The following is a 25,356-nucleotide window of genomic DNA, read 5'->3' as shown; positions in this document are numbered from 1 at the left end:
ATATATGCCAAACATAAGAAAATAAAACACAGCCTGCTCCATCGGCAGACTGCGTAGGTTTCATACTCTATAGCGGGCTAATCCTTCACCAATCGGTTTGAAAGCATCAACATGATAAAAGAGAACAGAATGATGACGGCCACCCAGCTCCAGGAGAGTGCCATATTTCCGGCCTCGGACGCGGTGTAAATCGCCGTAGACAGGGTTTGGGTCTGTTCGGGAATATTACCCGCAAGCATCAGCGTAGCGCCAAATTCTCCTAATCCCCGGGCAAATCCAAGAATGTATCCCGAGATGAGCGGGCGATAGGCAAGAGGCATTGTAATGTAGCGAAATACTTGCCATTCGTTGGCACCTTGGGCACGTGCAGCCTGCTCTACCTCGGGATCGACGGCTTCAAAACCTGCCTTGATCGTCCGATAAGCCAGTGGGAAAGCCACAATTACAGAAGCCACCACCGCAGCTCCCCACGTAAATACAATCGTCTGCTGGAACAGGCTTTCGAAGGCTATACCGATCCAGCTTTTCCTCCCCAGCAAGATGAGCAAAATAAAGCCAACGACCGTGGGGGGCAAGACGAGCGGAAGAAGCAAGACCGTCTCGATCACGCTGGTTCCCCTCCGCAGCTTGCAGTTCGCCATCATCCGAGCCACCACGGTAGCTAACAGAAATACAAAGATGCTGGCGACGACGGCTACTTTGACGGATACGATAACCGGAGGAAGAAAAGCTGACCAATCCAACGGGACCCCCTCCTTTATAGATGGATGCTATTTTCCAGTCGTTTCTGTAGGAGCTGAAAATCCGTCCTTGCTGAATACGCCCATCGCTTCATCCGTACGCAGAAAATCGAGAAACTCACCAGCTTCCTTGCTGTGTTTCGTTGCTTTTACAATACCTTCCGGGTACAGAATCGGAGCATGAAGTTCCTCAGGCACTTCCAGTGCAACGACTGCTTTATCCGAAGATTTGGCATCCGTCAGGTAGACGAGTCCCGCATCGGCGTTGCCTGTTTCTACATAGTTTAATACCTGTCTTACGTCCTTGGCGAATACCAGCTTCGACTCCAGCTTGTCCCATAGTCCGGCCTTCGTCAGCGCTTCTTTGGAATACTGTCCAGCAGGAACGGTAGTTGGCTCCCCGACAGCTACTTTCAGAAAGGATGGGCTTGTCAGATCATGGAGTGTAATATTTTTGTTATCCGTGCTTTTCGACTTATCCTGTGGAACAACCACAACCAGTTTATTTTGGAGTAGTACACTATCCTTTTCTATTAAAGAAGCATCGGTCAATGCCTTCATTTGCTTCATACCTGCCGAAATAAATACGTCAGCGGGTGCGCCTTGCTCAATCTGTTTTTGCAATGTGCCGGATGAAGCATAGTTAAAGGTAAGTTTGATATCTGGATGCTGCTTTTCATACTGGTCCTTGAGCGTGTTGAGGCTATCTTGAAGACTCGCAGCGGCAGATACGATGATCTCCGTTTTTGGTGCAGATTGTGTCGACTGTACAGCAGCCGAAGACGAGCAACCAGCCAGCACCCATGCCAACAATCCAACCAACGTGAATATGTAGCCAAATTTCATTTTCAACTTACTCTTCCCCTGTCCTATAAATTCCGAAATGGGTATAACGATGTACACCTCATAACGGTTCAACTCTATTGGGTCAGCCCAAATATTTGTGAACAATAGATCTCGCCTCGGCGATGTCCTTCGTGCCATGGATCAGAACGCGTCCATCCTGAAATAGAACCAATCGATGCGCCCCAATCACAACGGATACCAGATATGGATTATGTTCTACTCTGCCTCCCTGGCGTGACAATAGACGTGCCGCTTCATTCAGATCGCGCACAGCACCGGAGGCCGGGCGGATTTGAACCGTATCACGTCCACACAAAACAGCCGACTTGGATTGATGCTCCGATTGTAAAAAAGGATACACCGGATGCTCGCCGCACGTTGGGCAGTCGGCTTTCTTCATCGCGCTGATCTGGATCGCCTGATGCTGATTGTTCCAAAGATCAAAGGAAATTAGCTTGCCTTGCAGCGCTGAGTCGTCCCCGGTGAGCAGCTTCAGTGCTTCGGCGCTTTGGTAGGCTGCGACCATCTGTACAGCCGGGCTAATCACACCCACCGTGTCGCAGGTCGCGCCCCCTAGCGGTACGGTTCCGAGCAGACAATGCAGGCACGGTGTCTGTCCCGGCACGATGGTAAAGGTCGTCCCGTAACTCCCCACACAAGCCCCATAAATCCAGGGAATTTGGTGCTTGACCGCGTAATCGTTAATGAGCAGACGTGTATCAAAATTGTCGGTGGCATCTACAATGAGGTCCACACCTGCTGCAATATCCTCGATTTCTTCCAGCGAAACGTCCCGAATTAGCGCGCGAATGTCCACGTCTGAATTGACTTGCTGCAATCGCTTCTGCGCTGCCACCGCCTTCGGCATATGATCACGAGCGTCCGCTTCATCATAGAGCTGTTGGCGTTGCAAATTGCTCCAATCTACATAATCTCGATCCACCAGCGTCAGCCGTCCGATGCCCGCTCGCACCAGCATGTCCGCATTGGCGGTACCCAGTGCTCCAGCCCCAATGATAAGCACGTGCTTGCTGCGGATATTTCGCTGTCCTGCTGGCCCAATTTTCGTAAACAGCTCTTGCCTTGAATATCGGGCATGAGACGCGTGGGGCTGCGCTTCTACATCGGCATTCATGTTCTGATCCTTCTTCATTTCAGACATCGTTGTTTTACGCCCCATAAGGGTTCCAACCTCCTAGCTGATGCCCCTTCCATTCCGAGCCGTCCTCCCACACTTCCTTTTTCCAGATCGGCACGATTTGCTTCAAGCGTTCAATCGCATGGCGGCTGGCTTCGTAGCAAGTATCGCGGTGTGCAGCAGAAACAGCAATCACAACGCTCGTCTCTCCAATCCTCACCGTACCAAGCCGATGTGTAATCGCCGTACGTGTAGACGGCCAACGCTCTGCAATCTCGTCACCAATCTGCTTCATCGTGTTCATCGCCATCGGGACATACGCCTCATATTCCAGCAACACCGTACGCTGACCTTGTGTATATTCCCGAGTCGTTCCATTAAAGGTCAGGGAAGCTCCATGGGATGGGTCCTGCACCTTCGCGGTCACCTCATCAGCATCAATCGGATCGTACGTGATCGCAAACAAGCCACATGGCGAAATGACCGTTTCCATCCCTGGTGCGGACTCAAGAAGGGTGATTGTATCTGAAGGATGTATTAGTTCCTCTGGAGAAGCCAGTTTTTTATTATTCGTAAAAAAAGAACCTTGCAGCAGTGAAGCCGCTTCCGAATATTGCTCATTCAAGCTTTTTCGAATGTCTGCAATAGTCAACGTTTCCTGCGGAAGCTCCAGCGTGATCACGGATTGACCAAGCTGCTCCGCCATACCCGCGAATAGTTGAATACGGTATTGCATATGCATTTGACCCCCTTTGCACCTATCCTATCAAACTCGCTTAGCCTGTATCGAAGTTACCCTCCTGAAACCGGGGGAATGATGGCAATTTCGTCAACTATACTCACCAGATCCTCCGGTGCGGCATAAGCCTGGTTTTTGGCAACAAAAGAACCCCGCAACTGCGCGGCTACTTCTGGAAAGCGCTCGGATAGCAGGTCTTTTAACGCGGCAATAGTCATCGTTTCCTGATCGGTGGGTACTGTGATAATAGGCCCTCCCATCTGCTCCGCAAGACCGGCAAATACTTGAATATGATATTTCATTTAAATGTTCACCCCCAGAAATGTTCACACTATATTTTAGATTCAACCAATTCCTCAATCCGCTGGGGATGCGTATATACATTCAGAGAATGATTTCGTATAAAGCCTACCGTAGTAATGCCCAGATCCTCAGCCAATTCAAGCGCAAGTTCTGTCGGAGCCGACTTGGACAACACTACTTCACAGCCAATTTTGGCGACCTTCAACAAAATTTCAGACGAAATGCGCCCGCTGAACACAATAATTTTATCTTGTAACACAATATCATGCTTGAGGCAATATCCATAGATTTTATCCAGCGCATTGTGGCGGCCAATATCCATTCTCGACAGGATGATTCCGTCTTTGTCGCACAGTGCGGCATTATGGACGCCTCCGGTCTCCTGAAACGTGTGCGCCGAATTTTGCATCAAGTTCATCAGGCGGAAGCAGTCGTCAAAAGACAGCATGACATGGGTGTCGTTCATTCTTTTTGCCACTTTGGCATCGTTCATAAAGTAGAAGCCCTGTCTACTTTTCCCACAGCAGGAGGTAATGTACCGTTTGGAATGAAAGTTTTGATAGAACTCATTCATCCGACGGGTTTTGATATGAACAAAGCCTTCTTTTTCCTGAACCCAAATATCTTCAATATCATCATACTGTTGAATGACACCTTCCGAGGCTAAAAAGCCTACTGCCATATCCTCCACATACTCCGGTGTACAAACCATGGTGGCAAATTCCTGCTGATTGATTTTGATCGTCACCGGATGCTCCGTCACCACAGTGTCCTCATCACGCTTGATTTGACCGTCACGATAACGGAGAATCTGGCGTTTGATCTCAGCCGGCTTTTCCATGTGCTCCACTCCCTTGTTTCTGGCAGGCTGGCTTTTCGGTTACCCGCCGATGTGTGACATTTCAATTTTGGATGCTAATTGCTGCGTATGGTTCAGCCGTTCCTCCGAATAGCGGTCTGTACGCCCTCTCCACACACGCTCAATGTAAGCCCTTATCTCATCATCGGACTGTTCAGAACGCAGCATCCCCCGCAGCTCATACCCTTGAGAAGCAAATAAGCATGTATACAAGGAGCCTTCAGCGGAAATCCTGGCCCGCGTACAGGTGGAGCAAAAGGCATCCGTAACGGACGAAATAATCCCAATTTCCCCTTCGCCGTCCTGATATCTGTAACGCGTCGCAACCTCGCCTTTGTAATGGGGCGGGACAGGCTTCAGCGGCATTTGCTTATGAATGGTTTCGATGATCTGCTGCTTGGAGACGACCTGATCCAATTTCCAGCCATTGGTGTTACCTACATCCATAAACTCAACAAACCGCAAAATATGTTTTTTCTTTTGAAAATAGTCGGCCATGGGCACAATATCCTGATCGTTGAAGCCCTTTTGCACGACCATATTGATTTTTACCTGCATCCCCGCTTGTGCTGCCGCATCAATACCATCCAGCACGGATTGCACGCTACTTCTTCCCCCGTTCATCAGGCGGAAGCGATCATCATCAAGCGAATCCAAACTGACTGTCACTCTCTTCAATCCTGCCTCTCGAAGCGCCGCTGCATATTTAGGAAGAAATACGCCGTTCGTCGTCATAGCCATATCTTCAACTCCTTCGAGTTGAGTTAACGAATGAATGAGCGAAGCCAAGTCCTTTCTTAGCAACGGCTCGCCGCCCGTAATGCGCAGCTTGGTAACTCCCAGAGAGACAAAAATACGGGAAAGCCGGGTAATTTCCTCAAAGGTCAATATTTTTTCTTTTGGCAAAAACGGATAGTCATGGCCAAAGATTTCTTCCGGCATACAATACCGGCACCGAAAATTACACCGGTCTATGACGGATATTCTCAAGTCCCGTAACGGACGATTCCATTGATCATCGCTCCGGTTCGCCATCCCGCTCACCTCAATCCGTCTTCAATTCATTTTATCCAGAACTAAAAAACCGACATCACAACAAATCCTTCGCCATCGAACACATCGAAGAATCTGCTAAATGCCGGTTAATTTATCTACATCAGGATTCTACGAATCCTCACATCATGTGATATAGAAAAATCAAACTAACAAGCGCTGCGACAAATAAAGTATACGCGATTCCCCACGCACACTCCATTCACGAATGCTCTGCAATAGATTACATTCTTATTGTTAGCAATCCTCGAACGTTTGTCAATGATTTTTCGTTTCTCAAACGATAATCATTATCAATTAAAAATTTTAATAATGTACCGTTGAACTATCTTAAATTTTACGTTATAGTTACACCTAATGACATGCAGAAAATGACATATTCAGGTTATTGATATACAGGCGGTGTGTACCGTTTGTTATTAATACATACGCATATGGCGGATTGGCCTCCAGGACCTAGAGCTTGGTCACTACTCCACCATAAACACAAGTGCTTCCTCCCGAGCACTTGTGTTTATGGTGGAGTTTTTTTTATTTCTAATTTTTACATTTCAAATCTGAAAGGAGCCTGAACCGTGATTGATAGTACGATCAAAATTACATTAAACGGACAGGAACTGAAAACCAAAGACAGCACAACGATTCTTGAAGTCATTAACGAAAATAATATCGCCCAACCCCAACTATGTTATGTTCCCGAGGTCGATCCGATCCGCACCTGTGATACCTGCATCGTGGAGGTCAACGGCAAGCTCGTTCGCTCCTGCTCGACACTTGCTGCGGACGGAATGAATATTCAATTAAACTCGGACCGCGCCAAAGCAGCCCAAACAGAAGCCATGGATCGGTTGCTGGAAAATCACCTCCTCTACTGCACCGTATGTGATAACAACAATGGTAATTGTTCCTTGCATAATACGGCAGAGCTTATGGAAATTGAGCATCAAAAATATCCATATCAGCCCAAGGTTGGTCCGACGGAAGTCGATATGTCCCATCCGTTTTACCGATATGACCCAAATCAGTGTATTGCCTGCGGCCAATGCGTAGAGGTATGTCAAAACCTTCAGGTCAATGAAACCCTGTCTCTCGACTGGGAAGCTGAACGCCCTCGCGTCATTTGGGATGATGGTGTTGCGATTAACGATTCCTCGTGCGTCAGCTGCGGTCAGTGTGTAACGGTCTGTCCTTGTAATGCCTTGATGGAGAAATCCATGCTGGGTGAAGCCGGCTTCATGAGCGGCATGGAGAAGGACTTGTTAAATCCGATGATAGATTTAATTAAGGAAGTGGAGCCAGGCTATAGCGGTATTTTTGCCATATCCGAAGCAGAAGCAGCCATGCGTGAAACCCGTACGAAAAAAACTAAAACCGTTTGCACCTTTTGCGGCGTAGGTTGCAGCTTTGAGGTTTGGACCAAGGGTCGCAAAATTTTGAAGGTACAGCCTACCTCTGAAGGACCTGTGAACGGCATCTCGACCTGCGTCAAAGGGAAATTCGGCTGGGATTTTGTGAACAGTGATCAACGTTTGACCACCCCTTTAATTCGTCAAGGTGAAGAATTTGTGGAGGCGACCTGGGAAGAAGCACTAAGCCTGATGGCCAGCAAAATGGGTGCTATTAAAGAAACACACGGCGGCGAGGCGCTCGGCTTTATTTCCTCGTCCAAATTTACGAATGAAGAAAACTATCTGATGCAAAAGTTGGCGCGTCAGGTATTCCAAACGAATAATGTCGATAACTGCTCACGGTATTGCCAATCCCCCGCCTCATGGGGGCTGCAACACACCGGAGGCATTGGCGGGGACAGCGGTACGATTAAAGACATTGCCAAAGCAGGTCTGGTCATGCTGGTCGGCTGTGCGCCGGGAGAAGGACATCCGGTGCTGGCTACCCGTATTAAACGTGCGCATAAGCTGCACGGTCAAAAGCTGATCGCGGTCGATCTGCGCAAGCATGAAATGGCGGATCGTGCGGACCTGTTCATTCGTCCGAAGCAAGGTACAGATTATGTATGGTTATCCGCTGTAACCAAGTACATCATTGATCAAAACTGGCATGACGCAACATTCATTGAAGAACATGTAAACTTTTATCCCGAATATTTGAAGTTGCTGGAGAACTTTACATTGGAATTTGCAGAGCAGGAAACGGGCATTTCCAAAGAGACGCTGATTGAGGTAGCGACTATGGTCCATGAAGCCGATGGCACTGCCATTTGCTGGGGCATGGGTGTGACGCAAAACATCGCAGGCTCCTACACCTCTATTGCGATTGCCAACCTGCTGCTGGTGACCGGAAACTTTATGCGTCCAGGTGCAGGCGCGTATCCGCTTCGCGGACATAACAATGTTCAGGGTGCTGCTGACATGGGCACGATGCCGGATATTTTCCCGGGCTATCAGCCTGTCACCAACGATGACATTCGTGCCAAGTTCGAAGCGGCCTACGGGGTACACATTCCGGGCCAACGCGGACTGGACAATATCCAAATGCTGGAGGCCATTGAAACAGGTGAGCTAAAAGCGATGTATATCGCCGGAGAAGAAATGGCGTGGGTGGATGCGGACTCCAACCATACACAGGAAATGCTGGCGAACCTGGATTTCCTCGTCGTTCAGGATGTATTCCTGAGCAAAACAGCAGAATTCGCAGATGTCATTTTGCCCGCCGTACCTTCGCTCGAAAAAGACGGTACCTTTACGAACACCGAACGTCGCGTGCAGCGTTTATATGAGGCGCTCAAACCTGTAGGAGACAGCAAACCGGACTGGTGGATTTTTAGCCAATTTGCCAAGCACATGGGATTTGATTGGAATTATAGCCATCCAAGTGAAATCTTTGAGGAAATGGCGTCACTCACTCCATTTTTCTCCCAATGTAATTATGACGTATTGGAAGGCTGGAACAGCTTTCACTGGGGATCGCCCGATGGCAGCAACACGCCGCTTTTACACACCAACGGCTTTAACTTCCCGGATAAAAAGGCACGTCTCGGTCTTTTCGAATATGTACCGCCTAAACAATATCCGGCTGAGTTCGATCTGACCTTAAACAACGGCAGACTGCTCGAACAATTCCATGAAGGAAATCTGACGACCAAATCACCGGGTATCCAGCTCAAGCTTCCAAGCGTATTTGTGGAGGTATCCCCTGAATTAGCTGAGGAACGCGGGGTCAAGGACGGATCGCTGGTTCGTCTGGAATCGCCATATGGTGCCGTGAAGCTGCGTGTTCTCATCACCGACCGGATGCAGGGAACCGATGTCTACGTACCTATGCACTCCAGCAGCCATGACAGCGCCGTGAACCTGTTAACTGGCGGAGCATTCGATGTAATCACCAACACACCGGCTTATAAGCAAAACAAGGTACGAATGCACATTTTGGAGGTCGATGGTCAAAATCCGCTGCCACGTATCAACCCGCGCTATAAACAGCGTCATCCGCAAAATGGGGTTGAAGTGGAGCGGAAATGGAATCGTCCCGGATACGTCGATCTGGTGGATCAAAAATAAAGGAGGTCAGACTCATGGCTAAGCCTATTTCAATCATACGAAAGCGTGTGTTGACAGAAGAAGAACGGCAAAAGCAATCGCTGGATCAGCTTACTGCTGATCTGGCAGCCAACGGGGCCGCATTGCAGAAGACGCTCGAAATTGTGCGTGAGCTGCACGATAGCGGTCTTCTCGAAGCGGCTCAGTCTATGCTGAAAGCCAAGGAAAGCATCGCTAAAATTGCTGTAGGACAAGCGACGCGCAAGCCTGTGACGAACATCATCAACAATCTGATGGGAGCAGCCGGCATGCTGTCCGAGGTAGACCCCGAGCTGATGAAAAAGCTGGTGGGCAGCGTCACTTCAGGCCTGAACGAAGCCGAAGAGCATCTAAAACAGAACAAAAAGACCCGCCTGCGCGATCTCATGAAGGCCATGAATGATCCGGATGTAAACCGGGCAATGGGTTTTGGCATTCATTTTCTCAAAGGGCTGGGAAAAAGCTTGTCCGATAAGTAGCTGAATATAGCGTGGAGGTGGATACAGAGTTGCAAGATTATATTCGACGCTATCAGCAGGAGGACGATCAGGAATGCCTTCAGCTATTGCTGGAGCATTGTTGGCCATATGTGGAGACTTTGATTGGGGAGCTTGCCACAACAACGGAAATGAATGAAGACACGGTCAGGGAGCTTCGGCAAAAAGGAAAGACACGCTTCCCATTTATCATGAGTAAATACCAGTTGGAGGTCCTGCTTCCACTCCAAACATTCCTTTATAATACGTATCGGTTTTACTTTCGACAGGTGCTTAACGGCCAAGGGTAACAACAGTAAAAGAGAGCTGACCCACCGCAAACGGGTGTCAGCTCTTTTCATGTTCCCTTGATGCTTTGTCTACAATCGAACCTCCCTGCCTCGTCTCTCCGTCAAAAATTGCAACAGCCAAATACCATAATTGATAAAAACCAGCGTAAAGCTAATGACCGAAAACAGCGGAATTGTATGTAAAATGGTAGCATAAACGATCCAAATCAGCAGGATCACCAGCAGACAGATACGGAGGATTGCGTTGTTGCTTGATTTCTTGCGGAACAGCAACCCCTTCATATCCATAGTATGGTCGTTCCGATGAAGTAGATGGACAAAGATCAGGATATGGAGAATCATATGAACAACCAACTTTTACTAGATTACACCACTCCAAAGCTATCACGCAAATTGGAAAGGCGAAAAAGGCTATTCGGACGCATACCGAACAACCTTTCTGAGGCTACAGCACTTTATAAAGTAACGCTATGATCTGCCTTTTATTTTTTGTCCACCTGCAAAAGCGTCACTGTTTTGAGAGAAACAGCAGCTTTGATTTGCTCCTCTGCGATGACCTTGAGTTTAAGCAAACTGGCAATCTTCGAAGTATCCGGTTTGGAAAACAAGCGCCATAGCTGCGGATCAGGCAGCGAATCATACAGCTTGGTATGATCGTATTCTTTGCGGTGCTGTTGCACAATTTTCACCCGGTAGCTGCCAATTTCCCATTCTGCCACTCCCTGCTGCGCACAATGAGCTGTAATGTCATTACGTAAATCAGTCAGTTCGCCTTCTATTTCTTTTTGCTTCTGCTTTAACTGATAGTAGCGACGCACCTTGTTCTCCAATTCCATCACGCTCCTCTGCTTACATATGTATGTTTGCGGAAGCGCTTTAGGACAAGTTTGTGGTGTCAGTATATGAGTTAGTTTCTGCAAAAGCATTTCCCGGGTAATGGAGAGGCTCAGAAAATGATCTGGAATAAGTCGATCCGGGATCATCCGAGCTTTATTTAGGCACATTCGCGCCAGGATTTACAGGCCCGGCTCCCCTGGATTCTCCTTTGCGTTTAACATAATTGGACCAGTAAGCCGTCAAAATGGGCACCAATATAGAGGTAACGATGACCGAAGCAGCTACTAACGCAGTTGCTGATTGCGCTACAGGCAGGAACTCTGGCTTCATATTCGCAACAATGACCGGATTGGCCACCGCCGCACCTGCCGTACTGGAGGCTGCAAGTCCTGCTGTACCGTTGCCACCGCCGATATATTTGTCCGCCAGGATCAGCGGAATGCCTGTAATAATAATGACGCCGATGCCCAATATAATACCAAGCAAGCCGGTTTGAATAATCACACTCAGATCGATGGAACAGCCCAGTGCAAAACCGAAAAATGGAATAAGCGCATGCGTGGCGCTACCAAAATATTTACGAAAATCATGATCCAGATTACCCAGTATGAACCCGACCAGAAATGGTAATACCGCCCCCACAAAAGCCTGCGGCTCAAAAACAGCCAGTCCGGTACTGCCCAAAATGAGCATGGTCACTAACGGACCCGATTCCAAGGACATCAGCACGAATGCCCCTGCCTCTTCCTTGGAACCATATTGCTGCATAATGGAGGCGTATAGCCCACCATTCGTCATATCCATGGAGGAAATCAGCGCCAATACCGACAGTCCGGCAAAAAGCCCGCTTTCCACGCCACCGACGGGCAGCAGTTTAGACGCAATGATCGCCACCACCCAAGCGACTGCAATTTTAGTCAATACGAGTGTACCTGACTTACGCAATACGGTACCTGTAGCTCGTACATCAATCGAAGCACCCATACAAAAAAACCACACCGCCAAAATCGGTACCGTCCCAGTCATTAGCCCCTTGGTGAACGATCCAAAGTAGTCCCCGGCCCAAGGCATAAAAGTATGAACCAATGCGCCTATAAACAGCGGCACCAGCATAATGCCCCCTGGAATTTTATCAATGTTTTGTTTGATTTTCATAACTTCATTCAACCCTTTCGTTTTTGCCAGCGCAAAAACAAGGCCGTTTTACTTGCGGCTCAAGCCTAGTTCGGGAATCAGTCTTGCGAAGGTGTCATGGCTTTCCTTCAACTGTCGTGCGAATGCTTCTGCATCCTTAACACGTAGCCCCAATCCATGCCTACGCATTTCTTCCCTGAATTCCTCATCTTTCGTCCCCTTGATCAGTGCGTCCGCCAGGGTTTGAGCAATCTCATCCGGCGTATCCTTGGGCACAGCCAGCCCTCTCCAAGTCCCGATAAAATGTACACGCAGCCCAGTAGCCTGCTGTAACGTCGGTACATTTGGAAACGCTTCCGAAACGGTGTCTGCCTGTATCGCCAGTATGCGCAGCTTCCCTTGGTCCACATCCTTTTTCACTTCCGCAGGACTGACCGGCACAGCATCCACGAAGCCGCTCAGCAACGCTGATACGGCTGGCCCTGCCCCCTCATAGGGGATATGGGTAAAGCGGACTCCGCTTTTTTGCTCCAGCATCGCAGCAGCGAGGTGCCAGATGCTCCCCGTGCCTGCATTGCCCATTTTCAGCTTGCCGGGATGAGCATGAGCGTCCTCCAGAAATGCTTCGGCCGTCGTCCAGGGCGCATCCGCTCTAACCGTGATGGCAGAAGGGTCCATATTGGTTTGGACCAGAGGTTTAAAGCGCTCATAGGTGAGGGGCAGCAGTCCCAGATGTGGCAATGTGGTCAGCTCCGCAACCAGATAGGTTACAGTGTAGCCGTCCGCCTGCGCCTCAGCCCCTTCCATCAGTCCGACCGAACCGCCTCCACCCGTCCGGTTAACGACGATGATCGGCTGACCGAGATGCTTTTCGGCGGCTTTCGCTAATGCTCTTGCCGTGATATCCGTCCCGCCACCCGCCGCATATGGAACGACGAGGGTAATAGGCTTCACAGGAAATGCACCACTGTGGTCATGCAAGGCGTGTTGATCCACATATTCACTGATACTCAAGGCAGAAAGAAAAGCCACTCCCGCCGCAACCAGCACATATTTTTGCCATGGCTTGTTCTTCATTACGCTTCCTCTTTTCCGAAAAATGAACTGGGCCAGTCACGCACCCGTTTTCACCCCCAGACGTTTTCAGCCATGATTTTTGCGTTTACATGAAGTCAATGTACCGCAACGCAGGGGGGACAGCTATCGCTTAATCTTCGAATTTATCTTCCAAATCCCCAAAATGCCGACCTTTTGGCGGATCTGCATATCCATTGGAACATTTGCTTATTTCCCTAAATTTCCCAGGGGTCACCTGTTTATGCTTCCGAAATACACGGATAAAGCTGTTCTCATTCCGGTAGCCGACCTGATCAGCAATCTCTGCGATTTTCAGATGTGTTTCGCGCAATAGAACGCACGCCTTTTTCATTCGCAAACCAGTCAAGTAATCGTACACGGTACTGCCTGTCTCTTCCTTGAACATACTGCTCACCGATGACACGCTCATATGAACCTGATCTGCAATTTCCTGAAGCCCAATATTTAAATGCAAATGATGTTCCATATAATCCATCATCTCCTGTACACGTACAAACTCCTTGGACCGTCTGTGTCCAGAGAGTTTTTCTCCGATATCAGCCACAATCGAAAACAATTGCTTCTCCAGATCTGGAAGATCAAGCGTCAGAATCTGGTTCCAGTGGTAATCGACCAGTTGATCCGGCGGCGTCACACTATGAGTCATGCACCATTTCAGCAATTTCTCCATCAGCTCATGAACAGACAAGTACACCTGCACCGGGGAGGTCCTGTGAAGACGAAGTTCTTCTCCCCATTGGCTGATCAGCTTTATACTTGCTCCGGCTTCCTGTGACTCTAGGGCACGAATGATTTCCACATTCCGGTTTCCCACCGCTGATGAGATGTGGGCGCCCTCCCCCATGCGGTCCGTACTCATATGCGAACGTCCATATCCCTCATACAAACGCAAACCAAGGGCTTCTCTCCCTGTTACAAAAGACTGACGTGCCTCATAGATATCCGAAAATACATGACCGATTCCTATAGAAATAGTGAGGGGAAGATGCTCACCTACAACCTGAATCAGCCTGTCTGCGCTTTTGCGGAGCAGAGCACTTTCTTTGACATTGGCTTTGGCATCGGCACCAGTCTCAGTCCTAGTCCCATCTACAGCTTCATCCTCGCGCTCACTGAACTGTAGGAGTACAACGAACCCGCTTTGCTCCTCTGGCGCGCTTACCGCCTTCCAGTGAGGTTCAAGCCATTCCAGCAAAATATTGTTCAGCGCATATTTGAGCAGCATTTTATCCTCCACTGGAAAGCTTGCTGCCCAAGTAGAATACCGATCGATCGACACGATCATCACAGCCAAAGAGCTTCCGTCCCAATCGGAAAAATACTGCTCCCATTTCATGCGCATTTCCTGTATGCCCATTCTACGCTGGATGACATCTTCAATATATTTGGAACGTAGCTCCGGTAAGCTTCGTTCCACCACCAATGATTTGCGATGAAACTCTCCAACCAGCTTGCCAATGACCGACTCCAGATCATACAGTCCACCTTGACGCGTTCCTTTGTAGCCTAAATTCAGCAGGCTATTAATTCTTTTCATAGGACGAAATGCGGCATAATTGTAATAATAGACCGCTGAGCAACCCGCCAGTATAGAAATAAAGGCCAACCACAGCATCATGTTGCGGGCCAGCTTAACATGCTTCAGCAGCTTGTCCATAGGAACAAGTGATACCAGACGCCAGCCCGTCACATCGGAAAAAGTCTGGTTCGCCATATACTCCATCCCCCCTACCACCACATAAGCATAGGGGCTCACATCCAATTCTTGCAAAACCCTGTCCATTTCGTTTAAGGGCACTGAAGATTTTAACTTGGGATAGATCAACTCCCCCTCCAGATCGTACACAAATTGCGAGTTGGATAAATGAATATACAGCTTGGAGAAAAAACGGTCATAATCCAGATTGACCAGCACTGCACCAATAACCCGTCCATCCTTTACCACGGGTCTAGCCAGCGAAAGCAGTTCTACTGTTCCATTTTCATGATTTGCGCCGTACCATCTTCGCTTAATCAGTAATGGCTTCCTTTGAATGTCCCGAATCCAGGGAACCCAAGTCGTATCCGGCGCTTGGTCCCAATCGGGCAAGTAGCCGTATTCACTGGATACGAGAGCATGATTTTCAAAAGAAATAACTTCAGCCGAATGAATCTCTTCATGCGAAGAAAGGGCTTTCAAGTATTTTTGAAGCCGTTTGATGACGGAAGCGTTGGATAGCGATTTTTCATCCGTTTGCAAACGTGCAAATGCCTCAACATCCCGGGAATAGGCCGCATCCAGCGCCTTATTATCGGACTCACGAAATGCCCTATTAGTCACATCCAGATTAATTTGCAGCAGTTCTATGTTTGGTGTGTTTAATTCAGTATCCAAGCCCTTGCGGTATCCCGAATACGATAGCAAGCCGATTACACTAATAATGAGTGATACGCTTAGTGTGAGCAGCAGAATCAGCCTTGCCTGTTTATTTTTCAGGATCAATCGAAGCTTTAATCGTAGCATTCCCGTAACTTCATCCTTCCGGACTTCGTTTTCCATGATCTCTTGCCAACAACGTATGGGCTAACATATACTCCCTAAATCTATTTGACGCAGGATGTGGAATTTCCTGCCTATTAACTCTACGGAGAGCAATAAAAGTTGGCTATTATTGTCAATAATTTGACACTTTTTACAAAAAAAGAAGAAGCCTCCCTTCATGGGTAAGACTTCTTCTATGGGTTTATCCTATATTCATCATCTAGCCAATAAATGTGTTAGTTTCATGTTACTTAGCCCGTTTTTTCCACCTGAAAGCGATTCAGCTCCCGTTGCATCTCCTCACGAATCTGACGAAGCTCTTTCACCTTCTCAGCCGATTCCTCAAAGGAACGCTTCTGCTCCACGGTAGAGGCGGTAATTTCTTCACTGCCTGCGGCGGATTGCTGGGTAATCGCGCTGATGTTCTCAATGGCTTGCTGTACCTGTACACTCAGTTCCCGAGATACATTCATATCCACCGACAGCTTGCTGACTTGGCTGGCAATTTGCTGAACTTTGCCGCTAATCTCAGTGAACGATTCCCCGGTAGACGAAGTTGCCTTCTCCTGCTCACGGAACAGCTCCTGACTTTGTGTCACAGAGGTCTTCACCTTATTCATTGCCTGCGTAATGCCCTCGACAGCGGTATAAATTTGCTTCACAGCCGACTCCGATTGATTCGCCAGCTTTTTGACTTCATTGGCAACGACAGCAAAGCCTTTTCCAGCCTCACCCGCGCGCGCAGCCTCAATTGAAGCGTTCAAGGACAGCAGCGACGTCTGACTGGCAATCTCGGATACATAGCCGGTCATGGTTGTAATCTCGGCTGCATTGGACTCCAGCTCCTTGACCGTCTGTTCCACCTCGGACATCGCTGAACGATTTTCGGCTACAATGCGTAGCTGATCGCTCATCACACGTGTACCTTGCTCAATGACACGCAATGCGTCTTCGCTATATGTAGAGGACTGCGTGGTCTCCAACAAATTCGCTTCAAACTTCTGCTGCATCTCATCCACAACGCCAACGGTGGTCGACAGATCCTCGGCAATCTTTTGACTACCAATCGCCAGTTCCTCTGTTGAGGTGCTAACTTGCGTCACGATTTCCTTCATGGCCTCATTATGCTGGTCAATATCCCGAGCCATCAGATCAACACGATTCCCCGACTGGTCAATAGAGAGCACAATGTTGCGCAAGTTCCCGATCATGAACCGGAACGATTCATTGAGCTCGTCCAGCTCATCACGTCCCTTCGTTTGTGCGAGCTGCACCGTCAAATTCCCATCGGCAATTTGCTTCGCGGCATCCGTCAACTTGCGGGTTCTGAGGGCAAGTTGCCTAGATGTATATGTATTATATATCCCCATCGCCACCAGAAGCAGAACAGCACCTGCCAAGGCCAATTGCCAAGTAAAGCGGATACTCTTGGTCAATTCCTCTGTATATTCGTCATAACGCGCCTTCGTTAGAATATCCAGCATGAACACATCGTTCTGGATACCCTGTACACGCATCGCATTACGTTTGGATTCAGGGCTACTTCCCGTGCTCATCGCTTTATCCGTCGCAACCTTCAATTCGCTGAATTTTGTTTTAACGGTATTCAGGCGTTTTTGCTGCGCTTCGGTCTGCATCATGCCTTGCGAAAGCAAAGTGATTGTTTTTTCCGCCTGACCCATTTGGTTTTGCACATCCGTTTTATTGCTCTCTGTCATGGAAGAAGAGTAGTTTTGCAGCGCCTGTCCTGACTGAATCAAATAAGCATTGAGCTGCTGTACATTCAGCATAGCTGGAACGAGACTACTGCTTTGCGCGTTGATACGGATCAATTGAAAAATAATATAGGCCACTAAAGCCAGGCATGCGATCAGGGAAACCATCGCGTTAAGCACCAGTTTACCTTGCAGTTTCATCAGGAATCATCCTCCGTTTTACGAAAATTTATTGGGTGGGCACAGTAAGACTGCCGGACTTGACCTTTGCCTTCAAGTCATCCAGCAGCTTTTGCTGATCCGGGTTCAATGTCAAAACACGAATAGGCGCCAAACCGATGCCTTCTTTCGCAAGACCGAACACCATATTCTGGTCCGTAAATTTTCTTTGATGATCTGCAAAGCTTTTGACTGCCGTGTAAATGGCGACATCCACATTTTTAATCATGGAGGTCACTACTGCTTTTTCCGCAATGAAAAACTGGTCGCTGTCGACCCCGATTGCGAACTTTTCCTGCTTTTGTGCCTCCTGTAACGCGCCTACACCTGTAAGACCCGCCGCCGCATAGATCACATCAATTCGATCCTGATTGATCATATCGCGTGCAATCTCCGTGCCCAGCTCCGGCTTGCCGAAATCTCCCGCATACGTAGCAGTAACCTGTGCATCAGGCTTAACAGAGCGAACCCCTTCCCGATATCCGGCCTCAAACTTTTTCAACAGCGGAGACTCCACTCCCCCGATAAAACCCACCTGATCGGTTCGGCTCGCCATTCCTGCAACGACCCCTGCCAAAAAGCTGCCCTCTTCTTCTTTAAAAGTAATGGAAGCCACATTCGGTAAATCGGATTTTTCATCTACAATTACAAATTTAATATCCGGATATTTTTTCGCAACGGTTTCCAAACTTTCTTTCACCATGTACCCCAGCCCGATAATCAAATCGGATTTTTCTTGAACAAGCTGTTCAAAAGCAGCATCATATGTTTTGGTCTCGGAAATTTCCCGATATTCAAAAACGATTTTCCCCTCATCCCGTGCCTTGACCAAGCCCCGAAAAGCCGCGTCACTGTAAGATTGGTCACCCAGACCAATATCTGACAATACTATTCCCACCTTAATCGGCTGCGCCTTGGTTTGTGCTACTGGCTGCCCGCATGCACACAGCAGTAAAGCAAAAATGGTGACAATGGGAATCCACCTCAATGTTAATAACTGAACCTGTTTCTTCATGACATATCACCTCAGCATAATTTGCAAATCCCCAACATCTTTATATCGGTTATAAAGTCTTTTTTTTTCATAAGATTTTCTGTAAATTCATTGTAAGGGGAAAGTATAATGGGGGAATCCTTTCAGGGCGCCATAAGTACATGCCTCATATTAAAAATAAAGGGACTGACTACCAGGCTTTCATCTCGTCGCCCGGTAATTCAGTCCCTTTTATCATTTGCTCCTGCTCCATTTGGAGGCAATCACGTCGGCTTTGCTTTCTATTAGATCCATGACCTCCTCACGGCGTTTAGCCTTGAACCAATCAATCATGTCCACCAAGTCGTTGCGGTCCAATAGCTTAACTCCGTTGACAGAAGCAAGTGTTTTACAAGATTCCGTGTAGCGCCCGGAAGTGATGACGACAGACTTGTCAGCCGCATAATAACGCATGGAGGTATAAATTTCCTGCACAGCGCCCAAACCGACCGGATTTTGTACAGCATAACGCTTGGCCTGAATCACAACTCTGACCCCTTCACGGTCTGTAAACACCAGATCCGCTCCAAAATCCCGGCTACTGGTCGTTTTGTAGATGTCCTTATAGCCGAGCGCAGATAACAACCGTTGCAGATAAAGCTCAAATTCTGAGCCATCCTCCATGCGGTCTATATCCTGAATCCCGATTTTTCGCGGGTCCAGATCACGTAAAATCCGATTTCTGCGCCGACGTATCAGTCCTCGGATGATGAGTACAAGTAACAGTAGTAGTACAATGAATCCTATTCCTAATTCCTTATATGCCGATAATTGCTCCAGCAGCATTCCTCTTCCCCTTTTCTACAATAGGCGTGCAGCGGTCGGTGTATTCCTTAGCAGGGCATTCCACATCTCACGCTGACACCGTGTTACACAAGGACAGCCCCGCCGGATTCGACGGGGCTGTCTTCATTTTGCCTCAAAGCTGCCAGCATTCTAAACTCCGCACTATTATTCCCTATTCAGCAGCGACTCTCCGGCAATACCCGGCTGAGTCATTTGATACGGGTCCAAAATAATGTCCAGCTCTTCCTCAGTCAGTACATTATACAACAGACACAACTCGCGTACCGATTTGCCAGTTGTAATCGCCTCACGGGCGATGCGTGATACGACCTCATATCCGAGGTGGGGATTGAGCGCGGTAATAATACCTACGCTGTTTTCAACATATTCACGACACCGCTCCACGTTCGCTTCAATTCCGTCCACACAATGAATGCGGAAGACATGAAAGCCCTGCTTCATAATTTCCAGCGATTGCAGCAGGTTGTAGACAAGCACAGGCTCCATCACATTCAACTCTAGCTGACCAGACTCGGAAGCCAGACAGATCGTATGATCATTCCCAATGACCTGAAAAGCAATCTGGTTGATGACCTCACACATTACCGGATTTACTTTACCCGGCATAATGGATGAACCCGGCTGACGGGCGGGCAGGCTCAGCTCTCCGAGACCAGCACGCGGCCCTGAGGCCATCAGACGGATGTCATTTGCCACTTTGGACATGTTCATCATGCAAATTTTTAACGCAGCAGACACTTCCGTATAGGCATCTGTGTTTTGAGTGGCATCGACGAGATTTTCGTCAGCCTCCACAGGGAAACCACTTACTTCCGCCAGCACCTCGGCGACACGCTGAATATAACGGCGATCCGCGTTCAAGCCCGTGCCAACTGCAGTTGCCCCCATATTGACTGTCAGCAAATGCTGCTTCGTGGCACGGACACGTCCAATATCACGCCCCAACACACGTGCATAAGCCTGAAACTCCTGTCCCAGACGGATTGGTACTGCATCCTGCAAGTGGGTTCGTCCCATTTTAATCACACTGTCAAACTCTTTTGCCTTACGGGAGAACGCCTCCTGAAGCTCGCTCATCGTGATCAACAGCTTGTCAATCATACTTAGAACAGCCAAATGGACTGCCGTAGGAAAAGCATCGTTTGTCGATTGTGCCATGTTGACATGGTTGTTGGGACTGATCTCCTGATAATCTCCACGCTGCTTGCCGATTAGCTCCAGCGCCCGGTTCGCAATCACTTCATTTGTATTCATATTAATGGACGTGCCTGCGCCGCCCTGAATCGGATCGACGATGAAATGGTCGTGCAGCTGCCCTTGAATAACCTCGTCAGCTGCCTGAATAATGGCCTCCGCCTTGGGACGATGCAAGCGGGTCAGCTCCATGTTTACCGTTGCTGCTGCCTTTTTGACGATCGCCATGGCTTTAATCAGCTCAGGATGCAGCCGTTGACCGGTAATTGGAAAATTCTCCTTTGCCCTCAGTGTTTGCACACCGTAATAGGCGTCTGACGGCACTTCCTTGGTACCTAGAAAATCATGCTCCAGCCTCATATTCTTCGATTCCTCCGCTATATATACTACGATCTTCAATCCAGACCAGCCGAATTGGCATCATGAGAACCTTTAGACGGTCTCCACTTCATTATACGTTCTCATTCCCTTACTTTTCCAGTCAAATAGTTAAAAAAGCAAATATAATTGTATAACAAGCTATTATTACCTGTATATATCACTGTTATTCGCCAAATACTCAGCAACGGCTCAGGTACGGATTGAGTGGTTTGTAATAAAATCGGGTAGCGTGCAGGTGACCGTCAGCCGATTGGGCATACCCTGGAATCACGCCTGCTTCCACAAATCCGATAGATTCATATAGCTTATTGGAAGGATCACCTACCCGCGTATCCAGCACCAGTAGCGTTCTGCTCTGACGTAGCGCCTCCTCTTCTGCAGCCTGCATCAGTTGGCGTGCAATCCCAAGCCTGCGCCCGGACGGATGCACCATAAGCTTCGCAATTTCCGCACGATGAGCGGCGTTGGCCTTTGTAGCCAGATGAAGCTGCACAGTCCCCACAGGCACGCCGTCCTTCTCCGCAATCCACAGAACTACACCGTCCTGAAGGACACTATTCCAATAAGCTGCTGCTTCCTGATAAGTCAATGGCGGTAAAAATCCTATGGAGGCACCGTCCGCCACTACGTCGATCAACAACCGGGTCAGTGTATCTGTCAGCGCTTCGTTCAGAGCTTGAACAGGATAAACTGCTATTTCATTAGACATGGTGATTCCTCCCCGGTGATATTTGATAACAATAAAGAGCAAACCATCCTTTAAGGATCGCTTACTTTCCACGGTGTTACTTTAATTTCTGTATGTCTAGCTTTTGCTATATTCCCCTGCTACTTCTCCAACAAAAGATAACTTAACTACCGCAGGAAGTCAATCAATCTAACATTCCAATCATTATACTACCGTTCCCAATTCAGCTTATCCAGAGTTCGAGATAATACAGCCGCTGCTTCTGCCCTCGTCACCGATGCAGTTGGAGCAAAACGGCCTTTCCCGTCTCCCTTCATAATGCCTATGTTGGACAAAGTATTGACAGCCGGAACTGCCCATGTAGAAATGGCTTGTGCATCCGATAATGACGCTGAGACACTTCCTGCCGCTATATCTTCCGCAGTCCCGGCGAAGTGCAGGACTCGCTCTACCATCACAGCCAGCTCCTCCCTCGATACCGGGGCATCAGGTTTGAAGCTGCCGTCTGCATAGCCATTGATCAGTCCAACAGCGGCTGCGGTACGCACCGAATCTGCATACCACAATTCCGGCTGCACATCGTCAAAGCCCTTCACCATGCGATCTGAATGCTCCAGTCCAAGCGTACGAACCAGCATCGTAGCCAGCTCCGAGCGTTGTACCTGACCATTCGGCTCAAAGCGAACGTTCGATAAACCCGTCTCACCAGTCTCATTCGCGGTGGACGTTGATTGATTTGCCCCTGCCACAATCAGACGAGTTGCCAAGCGTGTAATGTCCTGCTGCGCCCAATGACCGGAAATATCGCTGAACGACCTGCTTACATTAGCTCCCCCGCCATCCAGCACGACATAGGTTCCTCCCGAACGTCCATACACAGTCAGTTCCTCACCAGAAGCGGTAAACGGAACCGGATGATAGGACAACTGTCCGACTTGGTTGGTGGATACCTTCACTACAGCAAGTTGACCCATGTCTACCGTTGCGGGAACACGTAGAAGATAACGTTCATACCCTTTACCGGAATTATCGCCACCTGCCAACGACTGCTTGCGTCCATCTTCGCTTCGTAACTCCGCCACAACATCAACAGCTCGCACCAGCTTGCGCTCTGCCGGAATATCTGTGCGATTAGCCAATCCTTCGTTCGGCGTAACCGTAAAGCTCAAGGAAATCTGTTGTACAGGCACCTGCCAGGTGTCAGCCAGCTTTTGAACAGACAAACGACCTGTTGTTACTTCATAGCCTCCCTGTGGCGTTTCTACTCGCAGGGTGTGAATACGGTCATTCAAAACAGCACCCAAAGCATCTCCGTTTAGATTCACTTCGAATAGCTTAGCATCCGCTTGCTCTCCTGCACGAATGACGAGCGTACCGTTCGCCCCGTTCCGAATCGCATTTTGTATGTCAGCGGCTGGTACCTGTGCGACTGCTCTCTTCAGTCCGTTTTGCTCTGTTACTATGGACTTGGCTTGCACCACATTAACACCTGATGAACCGTTACCATTCTGCCCGCTATTCGCAGTCTCACCCTGTCCGTTAATCGTCGTTCCACTCGCGTTACCACTACTATGGTTCCCAGTGTTATTGCTGCTATTACTCTCCTGCTGATCATCATCTTTATTCCGACCACTCCCGCCCTCTGTTGGCGGTTCCACTGTTTGGCGTGGCAAGTCAATTTGAGCAACCAATGGATCATGATCACTTACCCGCCCGTCCGCCGCGCTAAAATCCGCATTGATATGAACAATATCCAGCACGGATGATTTACTTATGGACGGACTGACCAGCAAATGATCCAGTGTTTGCGAATTCCCCTCATAAATATACGAATATCGCTCCTTCTCATCCAGCTTATCTACCAAATTCGTCAATTCCTGTCCCCGGGCCAAAGCGAGCGTTTCGGAAAATTGAAAATCATTTAAATCTCCCAATACGACGATATTCGCCTGATGGTTTTGAGCCAGCACCGACTTCACAAAACCATTCACAATCGTTGCAATCTTCGCCCGCTGTATTTCGCTGCTTCGTACGGGTGGCTGAATCCCTCCGAATGGTGCTTGATCGCCCCCCTTGGAATTAAAATGGTTCGCAATCACAATCACCTGCTGACCGTCAAACTCAAATTCAGCGGCCAACGGCTTGCGTGAGTATTCAAATGCCGCATTCAGCGGATCAATACGACCGGGATTGAGAGAAAGCCCCTGCTCTCCATAGGTCACCGATGTAACCGAATTTCCCTTCGACTTATCCGTCAGCGTGACACGTTGCGGATTGTAGAGAAATCCGACCCGGATATTGCCGCCGGGAGCGCCGCCATCCTTATTATTTTCAGGTGCTATATCTGTAAAAGCATACTCCGGCCCTCCATGAGCACGAATCGCCTCAATCAATACCCGAAAGCTTTCTGAAGCATCTGTGGTGCCGTCATCCTTCTCGCCGTTATTGTCCTGAACCTCCAACAGCCCTACGATATCCGGGTGGTTCAAATTCACGGCGATGGCCTGTCCGAGCTGGTCAATTCGTTTTCCGTCACCAGGATCGAAATTTTCCACGTTAAAGGAAGCGACCGTCAGCTTACGATCATCCTGTACCAGACGTGTGTAGGCTGGCTGGAGACCCCCTGACACAATATCAGGCAGACGCTCCGGCAACAGCTTGAAATTGCTGAAGCTATAGCTCACAATTCCCGTGATGGGACCCGCAAAACGATCCCCTGTTTTCAACGGAACCGCAGGTTTGGCGTCGATCAAAATCCGCTGCGGATTCAGACTTTCTTCGGTCAGCATCAAGCCGCCTGCTTCGGTCAATACCTCGCCTGTGTTCGTCCCGTTATCAATCCTGACCGGAATTTCATAACCATAAGGGCCGATGACTCGTGCATCCTTCAACTCTACACGCATGGCTTCCAGACTTTCAAAAAAGTCCAAACCATCCTCCTCTGGATCAAACACCGTCATTCCGTCATTATCCACAACAGATGTCGGCATCACACGCCCCTCTTTTCCAAGCAAAATCGGAGACGGCAGTGGACGGTCCTTGGCGATCACCGAAACTGAAGAAGCTACAATTTCCGTGGTCGTCAGGTCGACTGGCTTGCTGGCATAGGTTCTTTCTGTATATTCTTTCACAGAGCCGCTTACCCATACCTCATCCCCAACCTGCACACCGCTGCCGGGCTTGTACACTAAAATGGCCTCGGATGTTTTTTCATCCTGATCCACCTTATCGTCCGCCTCCTGGATAAAGAAGCTGCTTCCTTTCACCATCGTCACAATTCCTCCCACATCCGTTACCTTTTTCCCCTCATAAGGTGAACGATGGGCTGATCCCTGTATATCATGGATACGGAGCTTACCCGGCACATAGACATCTGCATATACACTGGCCCCCACAGTCGTGGGTAATGATTGCACCTCCGTTTCTACTATAGGCGCTGGTTCGGCTGAAGCTTTTCCATCGGACAGTAGCCCCGGACCTCCACCCGACAGCACCAGTGCCGCACTGAGCCATGCGATTCCAAACCTTTTTAATTTCCTGGATAACGTTACTGCTATGTATTCTTGTTTCATCAAAAGACGCGCTCCTCCCAATTTTAGATATGATCACGCTTACAATATATATTCCATGTTTAAACATACCATAAATTAGTCAAACCAGTACCTGAATTATGTAAAATGAATAGTTCTCACCGTAGCATAATGAGATCAAATTATTGTAAACTTGTT

21 protein-coding genes are annotated in these 25,356 nt (G+C 48.7%); 3 read left to right on the top strand and 18 right to left on the bottom strand.

The window, feature by feature from the left end; all coding sequences use genetic code 11:
* Window positions 1–77 precede the first annotated feature (77 nt).
* From modB to moaA, 7 genes are all read right to left on the bottom strand, one after another.
* A complete protein-coding gene (modB, locus tag C1I60_RS11300; protein WP_137061801.1) occupies window positions 78–743 on the bottom strand; it encodes a molybdate ABC transporter permease subunit in 666 nt (221 codons plus the stop codon).
* 27 nt (window positions 744–770) lie between these two features.
* Complete coding sequence (modA, locus tag C1I60_RS11295) at window positions 771–1,592, bottom strand: molybdate ABC transporter substrate-binding protein (RefSeq protein ID WP_137061800.1); 822 nt, start codon at window positions 1,590–1,592, stop codon at window positions 771–773.
* A gap of 76 nt (window positions 1,593–1,668) precedes the next feature.
* Complete coding sequence (locus tag C1I60_RS11290) at window positions 1,669–2,748, bottom strand: thiazole biosynthesis adenylyltransferase ThiF (RefSeq protein ID WP_434784397.1); 1,080 nt, start codon at window positions 2,746–2,748, stop codon at window positions 1,669–1,671.
* A gap of 7 nt (window positions 2,749–2,755) precedes the next feature.
* A complete protein-coding gene (locus C1I60_RS11285) occupies window positions 2,756–3,460 on the bottom strand; it encodes a molybdenum cofactor biosynthesis protein (protein WP_137061799.1) in 705 nt (234 codons plus the stop codon).
* 56 nt (window positions 3,461–3,516) lie between these two features.
* On the bottom strand, window positions 3,517–3,765 hold the full coding sequence (locus C1I60_RS11280) for a MoaD/ThiS family protein (RefSeq protein ID WP_137061798.1): 249 nt from the start codon (window positions 3,763–3,765) through the stop codon (window positions 3,517–3,519).
* Between the two features lie 29 nt (window positions 3,766–3,794).
* Window positions 3,795–4,607 carry a formate dehydrogenase accessory sulfurtransferase FdhD gene (fdhD, locus tag C1I60_RS11275; protein ID WP_137061797.1) on the bottom strand — a complete coding sequence of 271 codons (813 nt, stop codon included), beginning with the start codon at window positions 4,605–4,607 and terminating at the stop codon, window positions 3,795–3,797.
* A 39-nt stretch (window positions 4,608–4,646) separates the two neighbouring features.
* On the bottom strand, window positions 4,647–5,660 hold the full coding sequence (gene moaA / locus C1I60_RS11270) for a GTP 3',8-cyclase MoaA (RefSeq protein WP_137061796.1): 1,014 nt from the start codon (window positions 5,658–5,660) through the stop codon (window positions 4,647–4,649).
* A gap of 593 nt (window positions 5,661–6,253) precedes the next feature.
* On the opposite strand from moaA, the gene fdhF reads away from it, so the two are divergent.
* Genes fdhF through C1I60_RS11255 form a run of 3 tightly spaced genes read left to right on the top strand, consistent with a single transcriptional unit; the run spans window position 6,254 to window position 10,001 of the window.
* A complete protein-coding gene (gene fdhF / locus C1I60_RS11265; protein ID WP_137061795.1) occupies window positions 6,254–9,196 on the top strand; it encodes a formate dehydrogenase subunit alpha in 2,943 nt (980 codons plus the stop codon).
* A gap of 14 nt (window positions 9,197–9,210) precedes the next feature.
* Complete coding sequence (locus C1I60_RS11260) at window positions 9,211–9,693, top strand: helical membrane plugin domain-containing protein (RefSeq protein WP_137061794.1); 483 nt, start codon at window positions 9,211–9,213, stop codon at window positions 9,691–9,693.
* 29 nt (window positions 9,694–9,722) lie between these two features.
* Window positions 9,723–10,001 carry a hypothetical protein gene (locus C1I60_RS11255; RefSeq protein ID WP_252361679.1) on the top strand — a complete coding sequence of 93 codons (279 nt, stop codon included), beginning with the start codon at window positions 9,723–9,725 and terminating at the stop codon, window positions 9,999–10,001.
* Between the two features lie 69 nt (window positions 10,002–10,070).
* Here C1I60_RS11255 and C1I60_RS11250 read toward each other — a convergent pair whose 3' ends face one another.
* The 11 genes from C1I60_RS11250 to C1I60_RS11200 form a co-directional block, all read right to left on the bottom strand.
* Window positions 10,071–10,343 (bottom strand): hypothetical protein, encoded by a 273-nt coding sequence (locus C1I60_RS11250; RefSeq protein WP_137061793.1) that lies wholly within the window; start codon window positions 10,341–10,343, stop codon window positions 10,071–10,073.
* A gap of 140 nt (window positions 10,344–10,483) precedes the next feature.
* Complete coding sequence (locus tag C1I60_RS11245) at window positions 10,484–10,837, bottom strand: hypothetical protein (protein ID WP_137061792.1); 354 nt, start codon at window positions 10,835–10,837, stop codon at window positions 10,484–10,486.
* 154 nt (window positions 10,838–10,991) lie between these two features.
* Window positions 10,992–11,993: a 2-keto-3-deoxygluconate transporter gene (kdgT, locus tag C1I60_RS11240; protein WP_137061791.1), complete on the bottom strand. Its 1,002-nt coding sequence runs from the start codon at window positions 11,991–11,993 to the stop codon at window positions 10,992–10,994.
* Window positions 11,994–12,041: 48 nt separating this feature from the next.
* Window positions 12,042–13,049: a tripartite tricarboxylate transporter substrate binding protein gene (locus tag C1I60_RS11235; protein ID WP_137061790.1), complete on the bottom strand. Its 1,008-nt coding sequence runs from the start codon at window positions 13,047–13,049 to the stop codon at window positions 12,042–12,044.
* Window positions 13,050–13,179: 130 nt separating this feature from the next.
* A complete protein-coding gene (locus tag C1I60_RS11230) occupies window positions 13,180–15,609 on the bottom strand; it encodes an AraC family transcriptional regulator (protein WP_137061789.1) in 2,430 nt (809 codons plus the stop codon).
* Between the two features lie 233 nt (window positions 15,610–15,842).
* Window positions 15,843–17,507 (bottom strand): methyl-accepting chemotaxis protein, encoded by a 1,665-nt coding sequence (locus tag C1I60_RS11225; RefSeq protein WP_137061788.1) that lies wholly within the window; start codon window positions 17,505–17,507, stop codon window positions 15,843–15,845.
* A gap of 28 nt (window positions 17,508–17,535) precedes the next feature.
* A complete protein-coding gene (locus C1I60_RS11220; protein WP_137061787.1) occupies window positions 17,536–18,540 on the bottom strand; it encodes a BMP family lipoprotein in 1,005 nt (334 codons plus the stop codon).
* 213 nt (window positions 18,541–18,753) lie between these two features.
* The gene (locus C1I60_RS11215) at window positions 18,754–19,344 is read right to left on the bottom strand and encodes a restriction endonuclease (protein ID WP_137061786.1); all 591 of its coding nucleotides are present in this window, start codon (window positions 19,342–19,344) and stop codon (window positions 18,754–18,756) included.
* A 165-nt stretch (window positions 19,345–19,509) separates the two neighbouring features.
* Window positions 19,510–20,919, bottom strand: a complete 1,410-nt coding sequence (aspA, locus tag C1I60_RS11210; protein ID WP_137062247.1) for an aspartate ammonia-lyase — start codon at window positions 20,917–20,919, stop codon at window positions 19,510–19,512.
* 199 nt (window positions 20,920–21,118) lie between these two features.
* Window positions 21,119–21,649, bottom strand: coding sequence for a GNAT family N-acetyltransferase (locus C1I60_RS11205; RefSeq protein ID WP_137061785.1), 531 nt, complete (start codon window positions 21,647–21,649; stop codon window positions 21,119–21,121).
* A gap of 188 nt (window positions 21,650–21,837) precedes the next feature.
* Window positions 21,838–25,200, bottom strand: coding sequence for a DUF8508 domain-containing protein (locus tag C1I60_RS11200; protein ID WP_252361707.1), 3,363 nt, complete (start codon window positions 25,198–25,200; stop codon window positions 21,838–21,840).
* Window positions 25,201–25,356 lie beyond the last annotated feature (156 nt).

Origin of the sequence: Paenibacillus terrae (assembly GCF_005217525.1) — a bacterium.
GTDB classification, from domain to species: Bacteria; Bacillota; Bacilli; order Paenibacillales; family Paenibacillaceae; genus Paenibacillus; species Paenibacillus terrae_C.
The sequence above is the reverse complement of the archived record's forward strand: the minus strand, read 5'-3'. Positions and strand labels throughout refer to the sequence as shown.